Below are 15,782 nucleotides of genomic sequence, written 5' to 3'. Positions count from 1 at the left end.
CCGCCTAAAGCATATGATAGTATTAGCAAAAGAGAAGGTGGACCCAACGATGAACATAAGTAATTTCTCTATAAAAAGGCCGGTATTTACAACGGTCATCATGTTTTTAATCATCATTTTAGGCGGAGTTTCATTTTTCAAAATACCAATTACGCTCATCCCAGACTTAAATCCTCCAGTAGCGGTTGTAGTAGCGAGTTATCCTGGGGCAGGTCCAGTAGAAGTGAATGAAAAAATTACAAAGCCACTAGAGTCTTCGTTAAGTACGTTGCCCGGGATTAAATCCATAAGAAGTACTTCTCAGGAAGGCGCTAATTTTATATTACTGGAATTTGAATGGTCAACCGATATGGATGACGTTGAACTAGATGTGATGCAACGACTAGATATGACGGTATTACCGGAAGATGCGATCAAACCACAGTTTATAAAATTTGATCCCTCTCAGTTTCCAGTAATTCAACTCGCATTAAGTGGATCGAGTACATCTGAAGATATTCGCTTAGTAGCTGAAAAGTTAGAAAAGGATCTTGTAAGTACGGAAGGTGTAGCAAGTGTTAATGTCTCTGGTTCGATAGTTGAAGAAGTACAAATTCAACTGAACCAGCAAAAGTTAGAAGAAAAAGGACTTACCCAAGCGGATATTGTGAAATTAATCCAAGCAAATAATATATCGCTCCCTGGTAATCCAATCGAAACTGCAGATAAAAAATACCTTACTACTCGAATTGTTAGTACACTTACAACAGTGGAAGACATTAAAAATCTCGTTATCACAGTCAACCCGTTGGACGGTAAAAAAATAACGATTGCAGATGTTGCTACTGTAGAGCTAGCTGAACAAGAACAGAATTCAGATACAAGGGCGAATGATGAACCAGCCGTTTTACTTTCCGTTTTTCAAGAATCAGGGGCAAATACAGCCAGTGTTTCCAAAGCATTTCAACAAGCATTGGACGAGCAGCTTGCGAAAGAAGCTTATAAAGATATAAAAGCAAATATACTATTTGATCAAGGAGACTATGTAAAAGCAGCCATCGACAATATTGGGACAAGCCTTTTATCAGGTGCAGTGTTAGCAATGCTTGTGCTATTCGTCTTTTTAAAAGGCATTAAAAGCCCTATTATTATTGGAATTGCTATCCCTTATTCTGTTATTGTCACTTTTGTTCTAATTTATTTTGCAGGATTCTCTTTGAACATTATGACTTTAGGAGCACTAGCGCTCGGCATTGGTATGCTAGTGGATAATTCTATTGTCGTAATTGAAAATATTGAAAGGCATTTAGGTCTAGGAAAAAATCCAAAAGAAGCAGCTTCGATTGGAACAAAAGAAGTTGCAGGTGCAATTATTGCTTCGACATTAACAACGGTTGCAGTTTTTGTACCAGTATTATTTTTATCTGGTCTGATTGGTCAAATTTTTACAGAGTTTGCTTTAACCATTTCGTTTAGTTTATTTGCATCGCTAATAGTTGCATTAACGGTAGTTCCTATGATGGCGAGTAGAATGTTGAAGAAGCCAAGAGGGAATATTGAAGCAAAAAGACGTCGGTCAAAGGCGTATAACAATTTCGAGCGATCGGTCAGATGGGCTTTATCTCATCGTTTAATAATCCTTTCTATTACGACTGTTTTATTAATCATTTCTACGATTGGCTTATTCCGTGTTGGTACAGAATTTTTACCGGTGACGGATGAAGGCTTTGTAACAATTGCTGTAAGACTAGAAAATGGCGCTGCCTTAGCGGCAACAGATGAAGTAGTAAAGAAAATAGAACAGCAATTACAAAAAGAAGAGGACGTAGAAGTGTATGTAAGCTTTGTCGGAGGTACTCAAGAAGGGCAGTCCAGAGGAACATCTATGTCCAATCGGGCAGAAATATATGTGAAAATGATTCCTTTAGAAAAAAGAGAGCGTTCTATTTTCACCTTTGTTGATGAAGTACAGCCTAAAGTAAAAGAGATAGTTGGAGAAAATGTCGAAGTGAACTTTAATATGCAAACTGCTGCAGGTTCAGCACCAAATTCAATCTCTTTCACCGTATCTTCTGTAGACAACGAACAGCTTAATAAATCATTGCATGCAATTATCGATGAAGTAGAAAAAATGCCAGGTGTTATCAGCTTTAGAAATGATTTAACAGAGACTATTGAAGAAGTACAAATTACTGTAAAGCGAGAAGCTGCTTTAGAATATGGATTTGCGCCAGTTCAAATAGCTCAAACTGTCAATAACGTAACAAGAGGAGCATTTGCTACGCAAATTATTTCGGAGCAAGAAGATGTGTATGGGGTTTATGTGCAATATGATGAAGCCTTTAAAAACAGTGTTGATCAATTGAAACAATTAAAACTAAGAACTCCTTCAGGTTTATATATTACGTTGCAGGATGTGGCGGATGTTAAAATTGCAGAAGGACCTTTGACGATACGAAGAGTGGATCAGGCAGGAGCGGTAACTTTTACGATTAAGTATGAGTCAACTTATTCGTTAGGGGATATGTCTGATATGGTCGATGAAGCAATTGACAAAGCTGCATTAGAAGACAATGTAAGTGTCTCTTTTGGTGGAGATAGAGAGTTATTGGATAATGCGAAAAATGATATGATTTTGGCTGTTGTATTAGCAGTTGTGCTAGTGTATATCGTGATGGCAGCACAATTTGAATCTTATAAATATCCATTTGTCATTATGTTTACAGTACCTCTTATTACTATTGGTATATTTATCGGTTTATTCACAACGGCTACTCCGATTAGTATTTCAGCGGTAATTGGAATTCTTATCCTCGTTGGTATTGTCGTAAATAACGGAATTGTCTTGGTGGACTATATTAATCAGCGGAAAGAACAAGGTATAGGTTCATATGAAGCGATTACAACATCGGTAAAAGACCGAGTGCGACCTATATTAATGACTGCACTCACAACTATTCTTGGGCTAGTACCACTCGCTTTAGGAATAGGAGAAGGAACGGAAATTAATCAGCCGATGGGTATTACTGTGATTGGTGGTCTGATCAGTTCAACATTTTTAACGTTATATGTTGTACCGGTGATTTACAGTTTATTTGATAAAGAAACGAGAAAAAAAGCTTCATCCCATAGAACGAAAAGTAGTCAGTAAATTACTTTTACAACTTAGGTTTCTAAATATGAGCGCTTTTGGTAACGACAATTATAAAGTGTAAATTTGTGTATCAACAGAAGTGACCTTACAATTAAGTAATATATGTTTACAAATGATAAAACAGCCAGTATAATTAATGTCATAATAGAATACACTTTTGACGTATGTCAAAGGGGAGTAGCTATAGGGAAACCTATTTCATAGTCGTCATTACATGGCTTTTGCCATCGGTTATGATAGCAATTATTAATTTTGCTTAGCAAGACCTTTGCCTTTTTTTAGGCAAGGGTCTTTTTATTTGCAAAAAAGGAGGATATTGATGGATTTAGGAATTTTGTTGGAGTATGGTTGGGTATTACTTGTACTAGTCGGTTTAGAGGGGTTACTTGCAGCCGACAATGCAGTCGTAATGGCTGTAATGGTAAAACATTTACCAAAGGATAAGCAGAAAAAAGCATTATTTTATGGATTACTCGGTGCCTTTGTATTTAGATTTTTAGCTTTATTTATGATCACATTTTTAGTGAACATTTGGCAAGTGCAAGCAATCGGAGCAGCTTACTTGTTGTTCATCTCCATTAAGCATATTTATGATCAGCGTAAGGGTGGAGACGAAGAGGAATCCGATGGTTTGGAAGATGCAGTTCAAGGAAAAGAGAAAAAAGGTTCTGGTTTCTGGATGACTGTTTTAAAAGTTGAGCTAGCGGATATTGCTTTTGCAATTGACTCTATGCTTGCAGCTGTTGCAATTGCCGTTACTTTACCACATGTAGGTAATTTTGATATTGGTGGCATTAATGCGGGACAATTCTCCGTTATGTTCTTTGGTGGTGTAGTTGGACTGATTATTATGCGATTTGCTGCACATAAATTTGTTCAATTATTAGAGAAATATCCTACGCTTGAAACAGCTGCATTTTTAATCGTTGGTTGGGTAGGGGTTAAACTTGCGGTATTAACACTTTCACATCCAGGTGTTGGCGTATTAGATGAGCATTTCCCACATTCTACAACTTGGAGTATCATATTCTGGACTGTATTATTTATCATTGCTATTGGTGGTTATGTACTAGGAGTAGCGAAATATAAAAATACTGAAGCAAAGAAATAATATGTAAAGCATAAAAAGATAGTTTTAACTATCTTTTTATGCTTTTTTTTTTACAATGGGTTAACAGGAATGTCTGAAAGGAACTAATATGTATGAAACAATCATCCCAACTAAAACTGAAATCTAAATTTACCCCCGCACAAGCAATTGTGACCTATTATTTTATCGCCATTGCAGTTTCCGTTATTTTACTCAGTTTACCTGGGGTTCATAAGCCAGGAGTAGAAGTAGAGTTTATAGATAGTTTATTTACTGCCGTAAGTGCAGTAAGTGTTACCGGACTAACAACCATTGATATATCGGAAACTTACAGCGTGTTCGGATATGTGATGATTATATTCATTTTACAGCTTGGTGGCATTGGAATTATGTCATTGGGAACCTTTATTTGGCTTATTTCTGGTAAAAAAATTGGCTTGCGAGAACGACAACTTATAATGGTCGACCACAACCAGTCAACTATGTCGGGTGTCGTGCACTTAATAAGGGAAATTATAAAGATTCTGCTGTTAATTCAGTTAATCGGTGCAATCTTATTAACTTTATATTTTACACAGTATTATGATTCATTTAAGCAAGCGATGATGCAAGGAATTTTTACTTCTGTTTCCGCCACTACTAATGCGGGATTCGATATTACAGGCCATTCATTAGTGCCATATCATAATGATTATTTTATCCAAATTATAACTAGCTTTTTAATCGTTTTCGGTGCTATTGGATTCCCAGTTCTAATAGAAGTAAAAACATTTTTAAAGAATAAAAATAAAAACTTTCGTTTTTCTCTTTTTACGAAACTTACTACGATTACATATGGTATTCTTCTGCTATTTGGAACAGTGATGATTTTTTTACTTGAAATGTTCAATTCCTTTAAAGAGATGCCGTGGCATGAAAAGTTTTTTGCGGCTTTTTTTCACTCCGTTTCAACAAGATCTGCTGGACTAACGACGATGGATATAACGCTATTTAACGAGGGAACGGAATTTTTAATGAGTGTTCTGATGTTTATCGGAGCTTCTCCAAGTTCTGTAGGTGGAGGAATACGTACAACGACCTTTGCCGTGGCCTTATTGTTTTTGATCAATTTTTCAAGAGGAAAAGACAGTCTACAAGTTTTTAACCGAGAAATACATTTGATTGATGTCTTTCGAGCCTTTGCGGTAATTATCCTTGCATTAATAATGGTTTTTGCAGCAACTATTTTACTTTCTGTTACAGAACCAGAAATACCAGTTACCATGCTAATTTTTGAAATTACTTCTGCTTTTGGAACATGCGGAATGACGCTTGGAGTTACAACTGAGTTGTCGGATATAGGAAAAATAACGATGATGGTTCTAATGTTTATAGGTCGTGTAGGCATGCTTTCTTTCTTATTTTCACTGGGAGGAAAAAGCAATAAAACCAAATATCATTATCCAAAAGAACGAGTAATTATTGGTTAAAAAAACAACCGAGCAAACAGTCCCTTAATGGACTGCTTTGCTTGGTTGTTTTAGTTCTATCATTGAAAAATGAGGAGTTTCACCTTTACCGAAAGTAGTTAGTAAAAAACCTTCTTTTTCTTTTATAATTCCATCTTTATAAGCGTCTACGCAAATAGAAATAGGAGTAATAAATGTCTGTTTATATAATTCGCGCTCATTAAGTCCGAATGCAACAAACTCGTCTCCTGCAATCGAAGGATTCTCCTCTAGCTGTTTATATATCGAAGATTGTTCTTCTTTAACGATATCATTTTTCCACCAAGGTTTACGCGGTTGGAATTTTTGTTTCGATAAATAATCGAGTTTCATTACACTTTGAATAATTGGCAATGAAATATCTTCTAGACCCTCTAAAAATGAAAATAAACGAGTATATAAATCTTCTAGCTGATGACCAATTTTCGACCAGTTTCTTTCTTCCCAAAATGTACCGAATTGTTGGAAAAAGTCAAATGGCGTCTCGAAGATATGAGCAAATAAATATTCAAGCGTATGATCCATTCTATGAGCATTCCAATATTTTTCGAGTACATCTTCTACTTGTTTAATACGAAGAATATCGTCAAACGTTAATACATTATTGGAGAAAATCTCATAAGGTGCTTGATCGACATATACATAGCCGTATTTTTCAGCCTCTACACGCAACCCAGTTCCGCGTAGTAATTTTAGGAAACCAAGCTGTAGCTCTTCAGGTCGCATTTCAAAAACTTCGTTAAATGTATTTCTAAACGACTGGTAATCCTCTTCTGGTAATCCTGCAATTAAATCTAAATGCTGATCAATTTTCCCGCCGCTCTTCACCATAGTTACGGTACGCTGAAGTTTTTCAAAGTTTTGTCTTCGTTTTACTAGTTCATTTGTTAAATCATTGGTAGATTGAACTCCAATCTCAAAGCGGAAAAGTCCGGCAGGTGCATTATCATTTAAAAATTGGATAACTTCAGGTCGCATAATATCTGCAGTTATTTCAAACTGAAAAACAACACCAGGTAGATGTTCATCAATGAGAAATTGGAACATTTCCATTGCATAGCTTCTACTAATATTAAACGTTCTATCGACAAACTTAATCGTTTTCGCACCATTTGCCATTAAGAAACGAATATCCTCTTTCACTTTATCTCGATTGAAATATCGAACGCCTACTTCTATTGAAGATAAGCAGAATTGGCATGAAAATGGACACCCACGGCTCGTCTCGATATAAACAACTCGCTTTGATAAGTTTGGAAGATCTTCTGTAAAGCGAAAAGGAGAAGGAGAATCTCGTAAATCTAATTTTGGTGGTAGCGGATTTAGCATAAATTTGTCGTCTTGCACATAAGCTACACCAGGAACATCATTTAGTGTTTGCTTACCATGTAAGAAGTTTAACAACTCTTTAAATGCATGTTCGCCTTCACCTACAATAATATAATCTATTTCTTTCACTTGACGTAGCCATACATTCGTATCGTATGAAACTTCGGGGCCGCCTAAAATGATTTGGATAGAGGGGTCTATAGCTTTTAATGTTTTAATAACTTTTATCGTCTCTTCGATATTCCAGATGTAACAACTAAATCCAACTATATTAGGCTTCTTTTGATATAGATCTGCAACGATATTAAATGTAGGATCCTTAATCGTGTATTCGACTAATAGGGGGGAATACTCTGGTTCAGCATAAGCTTTTAAACAGCGTAATGCTAAATTTGTATGGATGAATTTTGCATTCAACGTAGTTAATATTATATTCATTGTTCATAACTCCTTCTGTAGTATAATCATTGTATCAGTGAAAATCGATGTCGACAATATAGGAAAAAAGTATCATATCAAAATTATAAGTGATATGGAATAATCAGAATTAATAAACACTTTTTGGATTGTATTTATTATATAGTATTAATCTTTTGGGAGTAATACATTCGCAATGAGAGGTTTGGTGAAGTTTGTGCCTGTGGAGTATGAGTATAGACAAAAATTTGAACATATATTTCAGTTTTTTTCGAATGGTCTCCTTTTAATCGATGAAGAAGGAATAGTACTAGAAATGAATACGCAAATGGAAGAAATACTACAAATAAATAAGAATGAAGTAATCGGCTATCATGCCGTTAAAATTATGGATTTGTTTGTAAATTCATATGAAAGTAACAAAGAATTCATTGCAAAAGCACTGCGATTTGGTGAAGCGGAACTTTGCACGGAAATACTCACTTTTTTAGGAGATTTAAAATATATATATATAAAAGTATCTAAGCAAGAAGACTCTAATATATACCTCGTAGAGATTCACGACGAATCAGAAAAGATTCAAATGAAAAAACGCTTAAATCATACCGAATCATTAAGCACCATAGGCCAGTTAGCTGCAAGCATTGCGCATGAAATTCGCAATCCAATGACATCCCTAAAAGGATTTACCCAATTATTACACCAAACGACAAATGAGGATGGAAAAAGATATTTAGCCGTCATTAACGAAGAAATAAAGCGAATGGAAGAAATTTTGACCGAGTTTTTAGAAGTGTCAAAACCAACAAATAATAAATTTAATTCTTTTGATATAAAAGAACTTATATTGGAAGTCGCTAATTTTATGGCGCCACAAGCACTAATGAAAAATATTGAATTAATTATTTCACTAACACCAGAAAGTAAATTCAAATTTTTAGGTGATAAAAATTTAATGAAGCAAGTTTTTATGAATTCGATAAAGAATGCTATTGAAGCTATGCCAAAGGGCGGCAATATTTTTATTACCATCTCAAATATCGGGATGAAGGACGTTTGTATTGAGATAAAAGACCAAGGCCAAGGTATAGAAGCAGATAAAATAGATAAGATATTTGATCCTTTTTTTACGACGAAGTCAGAAGGGACAGGACTTGGGTTGTCTCATAGTATCCAAGTGATCAAATCCCATGGTGGTACAATTGAAGTGGTGAGCGAAGTAGAAGTAGGAACAAGCTTTAAATTTATACTTCCATTGCAAAAAGAAATATAAGCCTATTTTGACAAGATTATAGGATAACCTATATAATGAAAGCTAATGTCAATTTTATAGGTGAGGATGACTCAGAATGACAAAAGAACAACCGAACAATGCACTAAAGCTATTTGTAGTATTGTCTCGTGCCCATAAAGTAATCCACGAATGTACGAATCAATTTTTTCAAGAAAATGGATTAAATCCGACAGAATTCGCGGTTTTAGAGCTACTTTATCATAAAGGAAAACAACCACTTCAACAGATTGGTAATAAGATTTTGCTAGCAAGTGGCTCCATTACTTATGTAGTAGATAAATTAGAAGGACGAGGGTATATTAACCGAGTCTCTAGTCCCACAGACCGACGAGTTACATTTGCTGAAATCACAGATGAGGGTAGTGCATTTATGGACGAACTTTTTCCAAGACATGAGCAACAATTACAACAATTGATGGATGTTTTATCCGAAGAGGAAAAGGCTCACATGATAGAACTTCTAAAAAAATTAGGATTATCTATTAAAAACCTTTCTTAGCAAAATAAAACTTCGGGCCCAATTGAGGGCCCGAAGTTTTATTTTGCTTGTATAGTAGAAGCCATTTTTACAAAGTTCTGAACTGCTGGTACTTCAGTTGTGTCAAACACAGTGAGTTTGACCAGTAAACCTTCTCGTTCAAATGCATAGCCATAAACTTTTCCTTCAGGTGTATCTATTTGATAAGCATTCATATTTTCAATAGATTCGTTTATCGGGATTAGGCTTTGATCAGTGATTTCTTCTAATGTTCCATTATCGTTAGAAGCTTGTACTGTATCCGTTAAATTTTTGGTAATATCCTCAATCTTTGCATCCTCTTTGCTAAATGTCTCTATTCGCATTGATTGTTGATCATTTTCTTGATTGAATAATAAATCTTTATTTGGTTCTTCAGCTGTTAGCTCAAAACCTTCCATCACTGTAAGTGTATAGTTTTGTGTTTCACTTTCTGTTTGTGTTCCTTCAAGCTCTTCTGTAGGTAAAGCGATACTTTCAGTTTCCCCTTCAGCCTGAGTGGATTCTTCAACGTTTCCTGTTTCTCCTTCTGCAGGAGTTGTTTCCTCGGTAGTTGCGGTATCATCCGTTGGCGTTACCGGTTCTACACTTTCGTTGACGGTGTCAGTTCCACAAGCGGCAAGTAAGATTGTCAATAAAAGAATGGATAGTAACGTATAGATTTTTTTCACGTTGATTCAGCTCCTTTTTTAAATAGACGTTTTAGTTGGAATAATGTTTCTTCTTCAAGTAAATGGGATTACTAGAAAAAGTAGTACTAGCATGATGATATGAGCTAAGATGATTAATGGCATACTTTTTTCCATTCGTATAAAAAACCGAACACTAGACCGACGACAAAGGCCGCCAGTATGCCTAACCAAAATCCGCTAAAAACAAAAGAAAGGCCAAATAGTGCTGCACCTACTATAATTGCGAATACCGGAGGGAGATATTTTTTCAATTGTTGCTGTATATATCCTCTCCAGAAAAGCTCTTCACCTGGTGCTATGATAAATAAAAGTAGCAAGTAATGCCATATGGACGATGGCCCAAATTTATTTACAAAAGAATTGATACTTTTGGTGGACATAAATGGAGCAAGGTCAACCAATTTAAAACCAATGAATAAGAGGGCATATGTGAGCGCTCCAAAAGCTATACTAAGAATAAAATAATGAAATGTCTTTAATTCATCTTCTATTTTAATGGAATAATAAGCGAGTGACATAAGAAATAACGCAGTAAAGGTATAGAAGTACCAGAATACTTTCTCATTTGAAAAGGTTAGCCAAGCAAAAGCATAAGCCAAAATAAGGGGAATTATTAATCGTGTAATTGGTATTTGACGAAACATATAAAGCACATCCTAACTATAATTCAAAAACGCCGTTCTTCTATATTTTGAGAGGAACGGCATGACGTTTAATCTTCATTACTATATAATATTTTATAGCGCTTGTGATTAATCACAGTTTTCTCTTCCATTTCTAGCTCGTTAAAATTTTCCATGAAAGTTAAATTGACTATAACAGAATTCTCATTAACTTTCTCAACTATTCCTTGTAAACCATCTTTAAACTCAACAACATTACCAACTTCAGCTATTTTCATAGATTGTTCCATCCCCTTTTAGAACTTATTAGTATACAGTTTGCCCTAAAATAAGGAGTACGTAAAGTATTTTAACCAAAAGTATTGAAAGTATACACGATTTGACATCAGAAAGGAACGGTTTATATGCATTCATACGAGGAAAAACTGAATATGTTACAAAGCGGTGACATCGACACGTTAGAAATCTCCAAAGAGGACTATTTAGCATTCCGAGAAGTATTAGTTAAAAGAGAGGACTTCAAACATTTTTCTGGGGAGGCAAAGCAAGGCGGGAAAATAATTTATACGTATTTACAGGTCGCTAGAAGCTAAAGGTTTAGATTTAATAAACAAAAGGTATATTGTACAATAATATATGTTTTGTAAAGGGGTACTTAAGGATGGTAGAGACAATTTTAAAAAAAGTAGAGTTTACAAGAGAAAAAATGATACAAGTCGCTTTGGAAAAAGGAGTTTCCCACAAAGAAACGATTGAACTTAGTGAAAAGCTCGATAAACTATTAAATGAATATGAAACAGAAGAAAAACTAAAATAGCTCACTTAGGGAGAAATGTGGATGCAAAATATAAAGCTATTACAACAAGAATTGAATAAAGCAATTGTAGGTAGAGAAAAGGAAATTGACTTCATGCTTATGGGGTTATTACTCGAGGGGCATGTTCTTTTAGAAAGTGTGCCTGGTTCAGGAAAAACAATGATGGCAAAAGCTTTTGCGGAAGCAATACAAGGGGAGTTCAAACGATTACAGTTTACACCGGATGTATTGCCTTCAGATGTAACTGGCATTAGTTTTTTTCATCCGCAGCAACAATCGTTTGTCCTTCGAGTAGGACCGGTTATGAGTAATATACTGCTTGCTGACGAAATTAATCGTGCAACTCCAAGGACGCAGTCTAGCCTACTAGAATCGATGGAAGAAAAACAAGTATCGATTGATGGGGAGACGATTAAACTGCCGTCACCTTTTATGGTCATCGCTACTCAAAATCCCGTAGAATCTCAGCAAGGAACATTTCCACTGCCTGCTGCTCAATTAGATCGTTTTTTATTTAAGTTATCGATTGGTTATCCAACAATTGCAGAGGAAAAAATGATTTTACAGCAATTTGGACGATCACCGGGTGAAGTACACTTGCAAAAGGTCGTTACGCTAGAGCAAATTGGAAAATGGTCGGAACAGGTCAAAGAGGTATCTGTGCATGATGACATTTTGACTTATATAATTCAAATTGTACATAGTACTAGAAATCATCCGTACATAGAACTCGGTCTAAGCAGCCGAGCATCACTGGCGCTTCTTCAGGCAGCTAAAGCAAGTGCATTTATGAAAGGTCGGATGTACGTTATTCCGGATGATGTTAAGAGCGTAATAGAGCCTGTATGTCTACACCGAATGAAACTATCCACAGAAGGAATGTTAATTCACGACATTGCAGAAGTGATGAAAGAACTTTTAAAGACAATTGAAGCACCTGTTGAGGCAAATAGTCGATGAACTGGCTTCGAAGGGATTTTGGAACGAATAATACAAAAAACTATGTCCAAATTTTAACTGTTGTTTTAATAGCTAGTTTCTTGTTTAAGCAATATATACTTTTTGCTGTTTTTTCATTCTTACTAATTATTGATTGTTTAAATTTGTATTATTACCGGCATGTTGGCGAAAGGCTAGAACTAGTCAATGAAAAAAAGAGAGTACGTTTACTGAAGCATTCAACATCTAATTTGGTACTCACTTTCCAAAACAAAGGGCTACCTATTTGGAATGCAACTCTTTTAATATCTTTCCAAACTAGTATAGCTCCAAATGGAATCGAACATATAACTACAGCTGGTTTTCACGAAGTAAAATTGCCCTTTTCTATTGGTTTTAAGAAGCAAGTAACTATTAAGATTCCAATTGAGGGAGTTCATAGAGGACTTGCTAAGATCAAACAATTGGAAATTCAAATCCCGCATCCATTTACAGATGGATCCGTTACGCTCGAATTTAAACCGATGATCTTAACGGATGCTATTGTATATCCGCAAATTTCTAAAGTAAATGAAAAACTTACTCCCTCTAAGTTAAAAGAAGGCTATTTGGAATTGAATTCATCCTTATATGAAGATCCCTTTTTTCCGATAGGTACAAGAGAGTACACACCAGGAGACCAATTCCATCATATACACTGGAAGGCTAGCGCTAAATCGCAACAGCTCCAAACTAAAATATTTACTAAAGTAGCAAATGTCTCTATTTTATTTGTTGTAAATGTGAAGAAGAGACATGGGGTAGTGATAGATTTTGAAGAAAAAATTGAGTGGCTGGCTTCTCGATTAGAGGAATGCTATAAAAATGATATCCCTTATTCTTTTGCAATTAATGTAAGAACATATGGTAAATTTCCTTTAGTTTATTTACCTTTAGGTAGTGGAGATATTCATCGAAAGCAAGCATTAGAACTTCTTGCTATTTTGTCTCGGGCAGATAATTTAATACCTTTTGAAAAGGTTCTTGCCTATATAGATACAAATGTAGAGTTACCCGTAACAGTATATGTTATGACACATCATGTAGAAAAGTATGTGGCCTTACTAAACCGTTTAGAAAAGCGTACAAACGTTTTATATGAAACCGGTATCATTTCGGAGGGAGTCTTATAATGCATAATTCACCCTTTAGTATTAAGATTCAAGCCCAATCATTTGGAAACTATTTGCGAGATACTTGGTTTGTAGCATTACTGTTTGTATTGATACGAAGTGAAACGACGGTAGATTTACCTCTTATATGGATTTTACTGCAATTAATTGTCGCAATAGTTAGCTTATTCACTTTCGGAAAAACCGGTCCGAATAGGATCTTCCCTTTTGTTATTCCTTTTTTTATTCTGTTATCTTTGTTTTTATTTAATTCTTCCATATGGCTATTTTTAGGAAGTGTTGTTTTTTCCGCATGGCGCATACATGTAAGATTTAATACGCGACAAGAGGAACAAACAATGGATAGTCCATTTACACTTTATTATTTTTTACTTTTTTAGGAGTCCACTTTGTCAGTTTTCTTTTAGGCTACGAGGGATACCAATTTCTCCTCTACGCAGTGTTTCTCATCGGAGTAGCGCTTTTTGTTGGTGTTCGATTATTCGCTATTTCTATGAACGCAAACTCTCAAAATACAATAAAAAAAACGAAACTCTTTAGCATTTACCTGCTTAGCATGTTTGGCGTTTTCAGTCTATCCGCTGTGATTTATCTTTTAGTGCCATTCTTTCGGAAAGTAGTCGATCAGTTATTTGAGAAGGTTATCCGTGTGGCACTCATTCCTTTTGCTCCGTTAATAGGATATTTAGAAGATTTTATTAAAGGATTACCAGTACAAGAGGAAGAAGAGATCATACGGATACCAGCTGAGGAGCTAGCAGAAATAGAGCAAAAGGAGCTTACAACGAAAGAATCGCTTATAAATTTTCCATTTGAATGGATCTTTATTGGATTAGCTATTGCTGCAATTCTCTTTTTTATTCGATATTTATTAAAAAATAAACCAATGCATTTAAATGCAGAGTTACAAAATATACAGTATGAAAATAAACAAATAAGTGATGCAGAAGATAAAGAAACAACGTATCATAGCTCTTTATATCAAGTAGAAACTTCTTTTTTACGAGAGAAATACGCACAGTTTGAAATAGAAGCACATGCACATGACTATATTAGAAATAAAAGCGAAACTGTTAGAGAGTGGTTTAAACGTCAACAATGGAAAGTAGATACCACATTTTTTCAAACGTACGAAGAAATAAGATATGGTAGCAAGACAATTAGCTCTGAAAAGGCAGCTTTGTTCGTTGAAAACTTAGAATCCATAAAAAAAAGAAAAATTTTTTAAAAAAGATGTTTAATAAATGGAGAAACGGGCATAGTAATAAAGAACACAGCAACATTCTCATTTCCCCCTTTTAAGGATCATCCAAAAGCTATTTGGATATCTCTCTTTTTTGGTACACTAGAGGTATGAAAATATGATTTGGGGGTAATGACATGGGAGAAAAATTAAAAACTGGATTTATCGGTACGGGTGTAATGGGGAAAAGCTTGGTTAAGCATTTACTAAATGCTGGCCATGAAGTAGTTATTTATACGAGAACAAAGGAAAAAGCAAATGAACTTATTTCACTTGGAGCTACTTGGGTAGAGCGTGCGAGTGACGTAGCAAGTAATACGCAATTAGTATTTACAATGGTAGGGTATCCGCATGATGTGGAAGAGATATATTTTGGAGAAGAAGGCATTTTTGCTGCGGACAATAGAGATTTAGTGATCATCGATTTGACGACATCTACTCCAACTCTCGCTCAAAAAATAGATGTGGCTGCAAGAGAAAGAGGAATGCATGCCCTTGATGCACCGGTTTCGGGAGGAGATATTGGGGCGCAATTAGGGAAATTATCGATTATGTGTGGGGGAGAGAAAGAAACTTTTGAGAAAGTTTTGCCTATACTAAACCTTTTTGGTGAAACGATCTTATATCAAGGTACCGCAGGGGCGGGACAGCACACAAAAATGTGTAACCAGATAACGATTGCAACTGGAATGATAGGGGTTTGTGAAGCATTAGCTTACGGTCAAAAAGCTGGACTCGATCTAGAACAAGTGTTACTTTCTATTTCAACTGGTGCAGCTGGTTCTTGGTCTTTAAGTAATTTGGCGCCTCGCATGATAGCAGGTAATTTTGAACCTGGTTTCTATATTAAACATTTTGTAAAAGATATGAAAATAGCGTTAGAAGAAGCAGAAAAAATGAATTTACAACTTCCAGGTCTACAACTAGCAAAATCTATGTATGACGAACTCGTTGCAAAAGGCTATGAAGAAAATGGGACACAAGCACTTATAAAATCATACGAATGAAGTAGGAACTATTAACCACTTT

At 35.3% G+C, this 15,782-nt stretch carries 16 protein-coding genes; 12 read left to right on the top strand and 4 right to left on the bottom strand.

Annotation, left to right across the window (positions count from 1 at the left end; genetic code table 11):
• The first annotated feature begins 49 nt into the window (after positions 1–49).
• The 3 genes from OR571_RS21695 to OR571_RS21685 all read left to right on the top strand — a co-directional run bounded on the left by OR571_RS21695 (position 50) and on the right by OR571_RS21685 (position 5,692).
• Positions 50–3,130: an efflux RND transporter permease subunit gene (locus tag OR571_RS21695; protein ID WP_282245965.1), complete on the top strand. Its 3,081-nt coding sequence runs from the start codon at positions 50–52 to the stop codon at positions 3,128–3,130.
• A gap of 322 nt (positions 3,131–3,452) precedes the next feature.
• A complete protein-coding gene (locus OR571_RS21690; protein WP_282245964.1) occupies positions 3,453–4,244 on the top strand; it encodes a TerC family protein in 792 nt (263 codons plus the stop codon).
• Positions 4,245–4,336: 92 nt separating this feature from the next.
• The gene (locus OR571_RS21685) at positions 4,337–5,692 is read left to right on the top strand and encodes a TrkH family potassium uptake protein (RefSeq protein ID WP_282245963.1); all 1,356 of its coding nucleotides are present in this window, start codon (positions 4,337–4,339) and stop codon (positions 5,690–5,692) included.
• Between the two features lie 24 nt (positions 5,693–5,716).
• Here the strand turns inward: OR571_RS21685 and OR571_RS21680 are convergent, their stop codons facing one another.
• Complete coding sequence (locus OR571_RS21680) at positions 5,717–7,477, bottom strand: B12-binding domain-containing radical SAM protein (RefSeq protein WP_282245961.1); 1,761 nt, start codon at positions 7,475–7,477, stop codon at positions 5,717–5,719.
• 175 nt (positions 7,478–7,652) lie between these two features.
• Here OR571_RS21680 and OR571_RS21675 point away from each other — a divergent pair, with 175 nt between their 5' ends.
• Both OR571_RS21675 and OR571_RS21670 read left to right on the top strand, forming a co-directional pair.
• Positions 7,653–8,729, top strand: a complete 1,077-nt coding sequence (locus OR571_RS21675) for an ATP-binding protein (protein ID WP_282245960.1) — start codon at positions 7,653–7,655, stop codon at positions 8,727–8,729.
• A 76-nt stretch (positions 8,730–8,805) separates the two neighbouring features.
• Complete coding sequence (locus tag OR571_RS21670; protein ID WP_282245958.1) at positions 8,806–9,249, top strand: MarR family winged helix-turn-helix transcriptional regulator; 444 nt, start codon at positions 8,806–8,808, stop codon at positions 9,247–9,249.
• 38 nt (positions 9,250–9,287) lie between these two features.
• Here the strand turns inward: OR571_RS21670 and OR571_RS21665 are convergent, their stop codons facing one another.
• The 3 genes from OR571_RS21665 to OR571_RS21655 form a co-directional block, all read right to left on the bottom strand.
• Positions 9,288–9,938 carry a hypothetical protein gene (locus OR571_RS21665; protein WP_282245956.1) on the bottom strand — a complete coding sequence of 217 codons (651 nt, stop codon included), beginning with the start codon at positions 9,936–9,938 and terminating at the stop codon, positions 9,288–9,290.
• Positions 9,939–10,051: 113 nt separating this feature from the next.
• Positions 10,052–10,603, bottom strand: coding sequence for a CPBP family intramembrane glutamic endopeptidase (locus tag OR571_RS21660; protein ID WP_282245954.1), 552 nt, complete (start codon positions 10,601–10,603; stop codon positions 10,052–10,054).
• Between the two features lie 68 nt (positions 10,604–10,671).
• Entirely contained in the window at positions 10,672–10,860 is a 189-nt protein-coding gene (locus OR571_RS21655; RefSeq protein WP_093264291.1) for a YkvS family protein, read from the bottom strand.
• A 126-nt stretch (positions 10,861–10,986) separates the two neighbouring features.
• Here OR571_RS21655 and OR571_RS21650 point away from each other — a divergent pair, with 126 nt between their 5' ends.
• The 7 genes from OR571_RS21650 (at position 10,987) to OR571_RS21620 (ending at position 15,760) form a co-directional block, all read left to right on the top strand.
• A complete protein-coding gene (locus tag OR571_RS21650) occupies positions 10,987–11,175 on the top strand; it encodes a hypothetical protein (RefSeq protein ID WP_282245948.1) in 189 nt (62 codons plus the stop codon).
• A gap of 68 nt (positions 11,176–11,243) precedes the next feature.
• Positions 11,244–11,399 carry an aspartyl-phosphate phosphatase Spo0E family protein gene (locus OR571_RS21645; protein ID WP_282245946.1) on the top strand — a complete coding sequence of 52 codons (156 nt, stop codon included), beginning with the start codon at positions 11,244–11,246 and terminating at the stop codon, positions 11,397–11,399.
• A gap of 21 nt (positions 11,400–11,420) precedes the next feature.
• Complete coding sequence (locus tag OR571_RS21640; protein WP_282245944.1) at positions 11,421–12,359, top strand: AAA family ATPase; 939 nt, start codon at positions 11,421–11,423, stop codon at positions 12,357–12,359.
• A complete protein-coding gene (locus OR571_RS21635) occupies positions 12,356–13,510 on the top strand; it encodes a DUF58 domain-containing protein (RefSeq protein WP_282245942.1) in 1,155 nt (384 codons plus the stop codon). The genes OR571_RS21640 and OR571_RS21635 overlap by 4 nt, the downstream gene beginning before the upstream one ends.
• Complete coding sequence (locus tag OR571_RS21630; RefSeq protein WP_282245940.1) at positions 13,510–13,890, top strand: hypothetical protein; 381 nt, start codon at positions 13,510–13,512, stop codon at positions 13,888–13,890. The genes OR571_RS21635 and OR571_RS21630 overlap by 1 nt, the downstream gene beginning before the upstream one ends.
• Before the next feature lie 176 nt (positions 13,891–14,066).
• Positions 14,067–14,738: a hypothetical protein gene (locus OR571_RS21625; protein WP_282245938.1), complete on the top strand. Its 672-nt coding sequence runs from the start codon at positions 14,067–14,069 to the stop codon at positions 14,736–14,738.
• A 152-nt stretch (positions 14,739–14,890) separates the two neighbouring features.
• The gene (locus OR571_RS21620) at positions 14,891–15,760 is read left to right on the top strand and encodes an NAD(P)-dependent oxidoreductase (RefSeq protein WP_282245936.1); all 870 of its coding nucleotides are present in this window, start codon (positions 14,891–14,893) and stop codon (positions 15,758–15,760) included.
• The last annotated feature ends 22 nt before the right edge of the window (positions 15,761–15,782 follow it).

Source organism: Psychrobacillus sp. NEAU-3TGS (assembly GCF_029955155.1).
Lineage (GTDB): Bacteria > Bacillota > Bacilli > Bacillales_A > Planococcaceae > Psychrobacillus.
Note: the sequence above shows the minus strand (reverse complement) of the source record. Positions and strands in the feature narration are given on the sequence as shown.

Coding starts and splice junctions, on each gene's coding strand:
- OR571_RS21695 (WP_282245965.1), top strand. CDS start 50: ATGAACATAAGTAATTTCTCTATAAAAAGGCCGGTATTTACAACGGTC.
- OR571_RS21690 (WP_282245964.1), top strand. CDS start 3,453: ATGGATTTAGGAATTTTGTTGGAGTATGGTTGGGTATTACTTGTACTA.
- OR571_RS21685 (WP_282245963.1), top strand. CDS start 4,337: ATGAAACAATCATCCCAACTAAAACTGAAATCTAAATTTACCCCCGCA.
- OR571_RS21680 (WP_282245961.1), bottom strand. CDS start 7,477: ATGAATATAATATTAACTACGTTGAATGCAAAATTCATCCATACAAAT.
- OR571_RS21675 (WP_282245960.1), top strand. CDS start 7,653: ATGAGAGGTTTGGTGAAGTTTGTGCCTGTGGAGTATGAGTATAGACAA.
- OR571_RS21670 (WP_282245958.1), top strand. CDS start 8,806: ATGACAAAAGAACAACCGAACAATGCACTAAAGCTATTTGTAGTATTG.
- OR571_RS21660 (WP_282245954.1), bottom strand. CDS start 10,603: ATGTTTCGTCAAATACCAATTACACGATTAATAATTCCCCTTATTTTG.
- OR571_RS21655 (WP_093264291.1), bottom strand. CDS start 10,860: ATGAAAATAGCTGAAGTTGGTAATGTTGTTGAGTTTAAAGATGGTTTA.
- OR571_RS21650 (WP_282245948.1), top strand. CDS start 10,987: ATGCATTCATACGAGGAAAAACTGAATATGTTACAAAGCGGTGACATC.
- OR571_RS21645 (WP_282245946.1), top strand. CDS start 11,244: ATGGTAGAGACAATTTTAAAAAAAGTAGAGTTTACAAGAGAAAAAATG.
- OR571_RS21640 (WP_282245944.1), top strand. CDS start 11,421: ATGCAAAATATAAAGCTATTACAACAAGAATTGAATAAAGCAATTGTA.
- OR571_RS21635 (WP_282245942.1), top strand. CDS start 12,356: ATGAACTGGCTTCGAAGGGATTTTGGAACGAATAATACAAAAAACTAT.
- OR571_RS21630 (WP_282245940.1), top strand. CDS start 13,510: ATGCATAATTCACCCTTTAGTATTAAGATTCAAGCCCAATCATTTGGA.
- OR571_RS21625 (WP_282245938.1), top strand. CDS start 14,067: ATGTTTGGCGTTTTCAGTCTATCCGCTGTGATTTATCTTTTAGTGCCA.
- OR571_RS21620 (WP_282245936.1), top strand. CDS start 14,891: ATGGGAGAAAAATTAAAAACTGGATTTATCGGTACGGGTGTAATGGGG.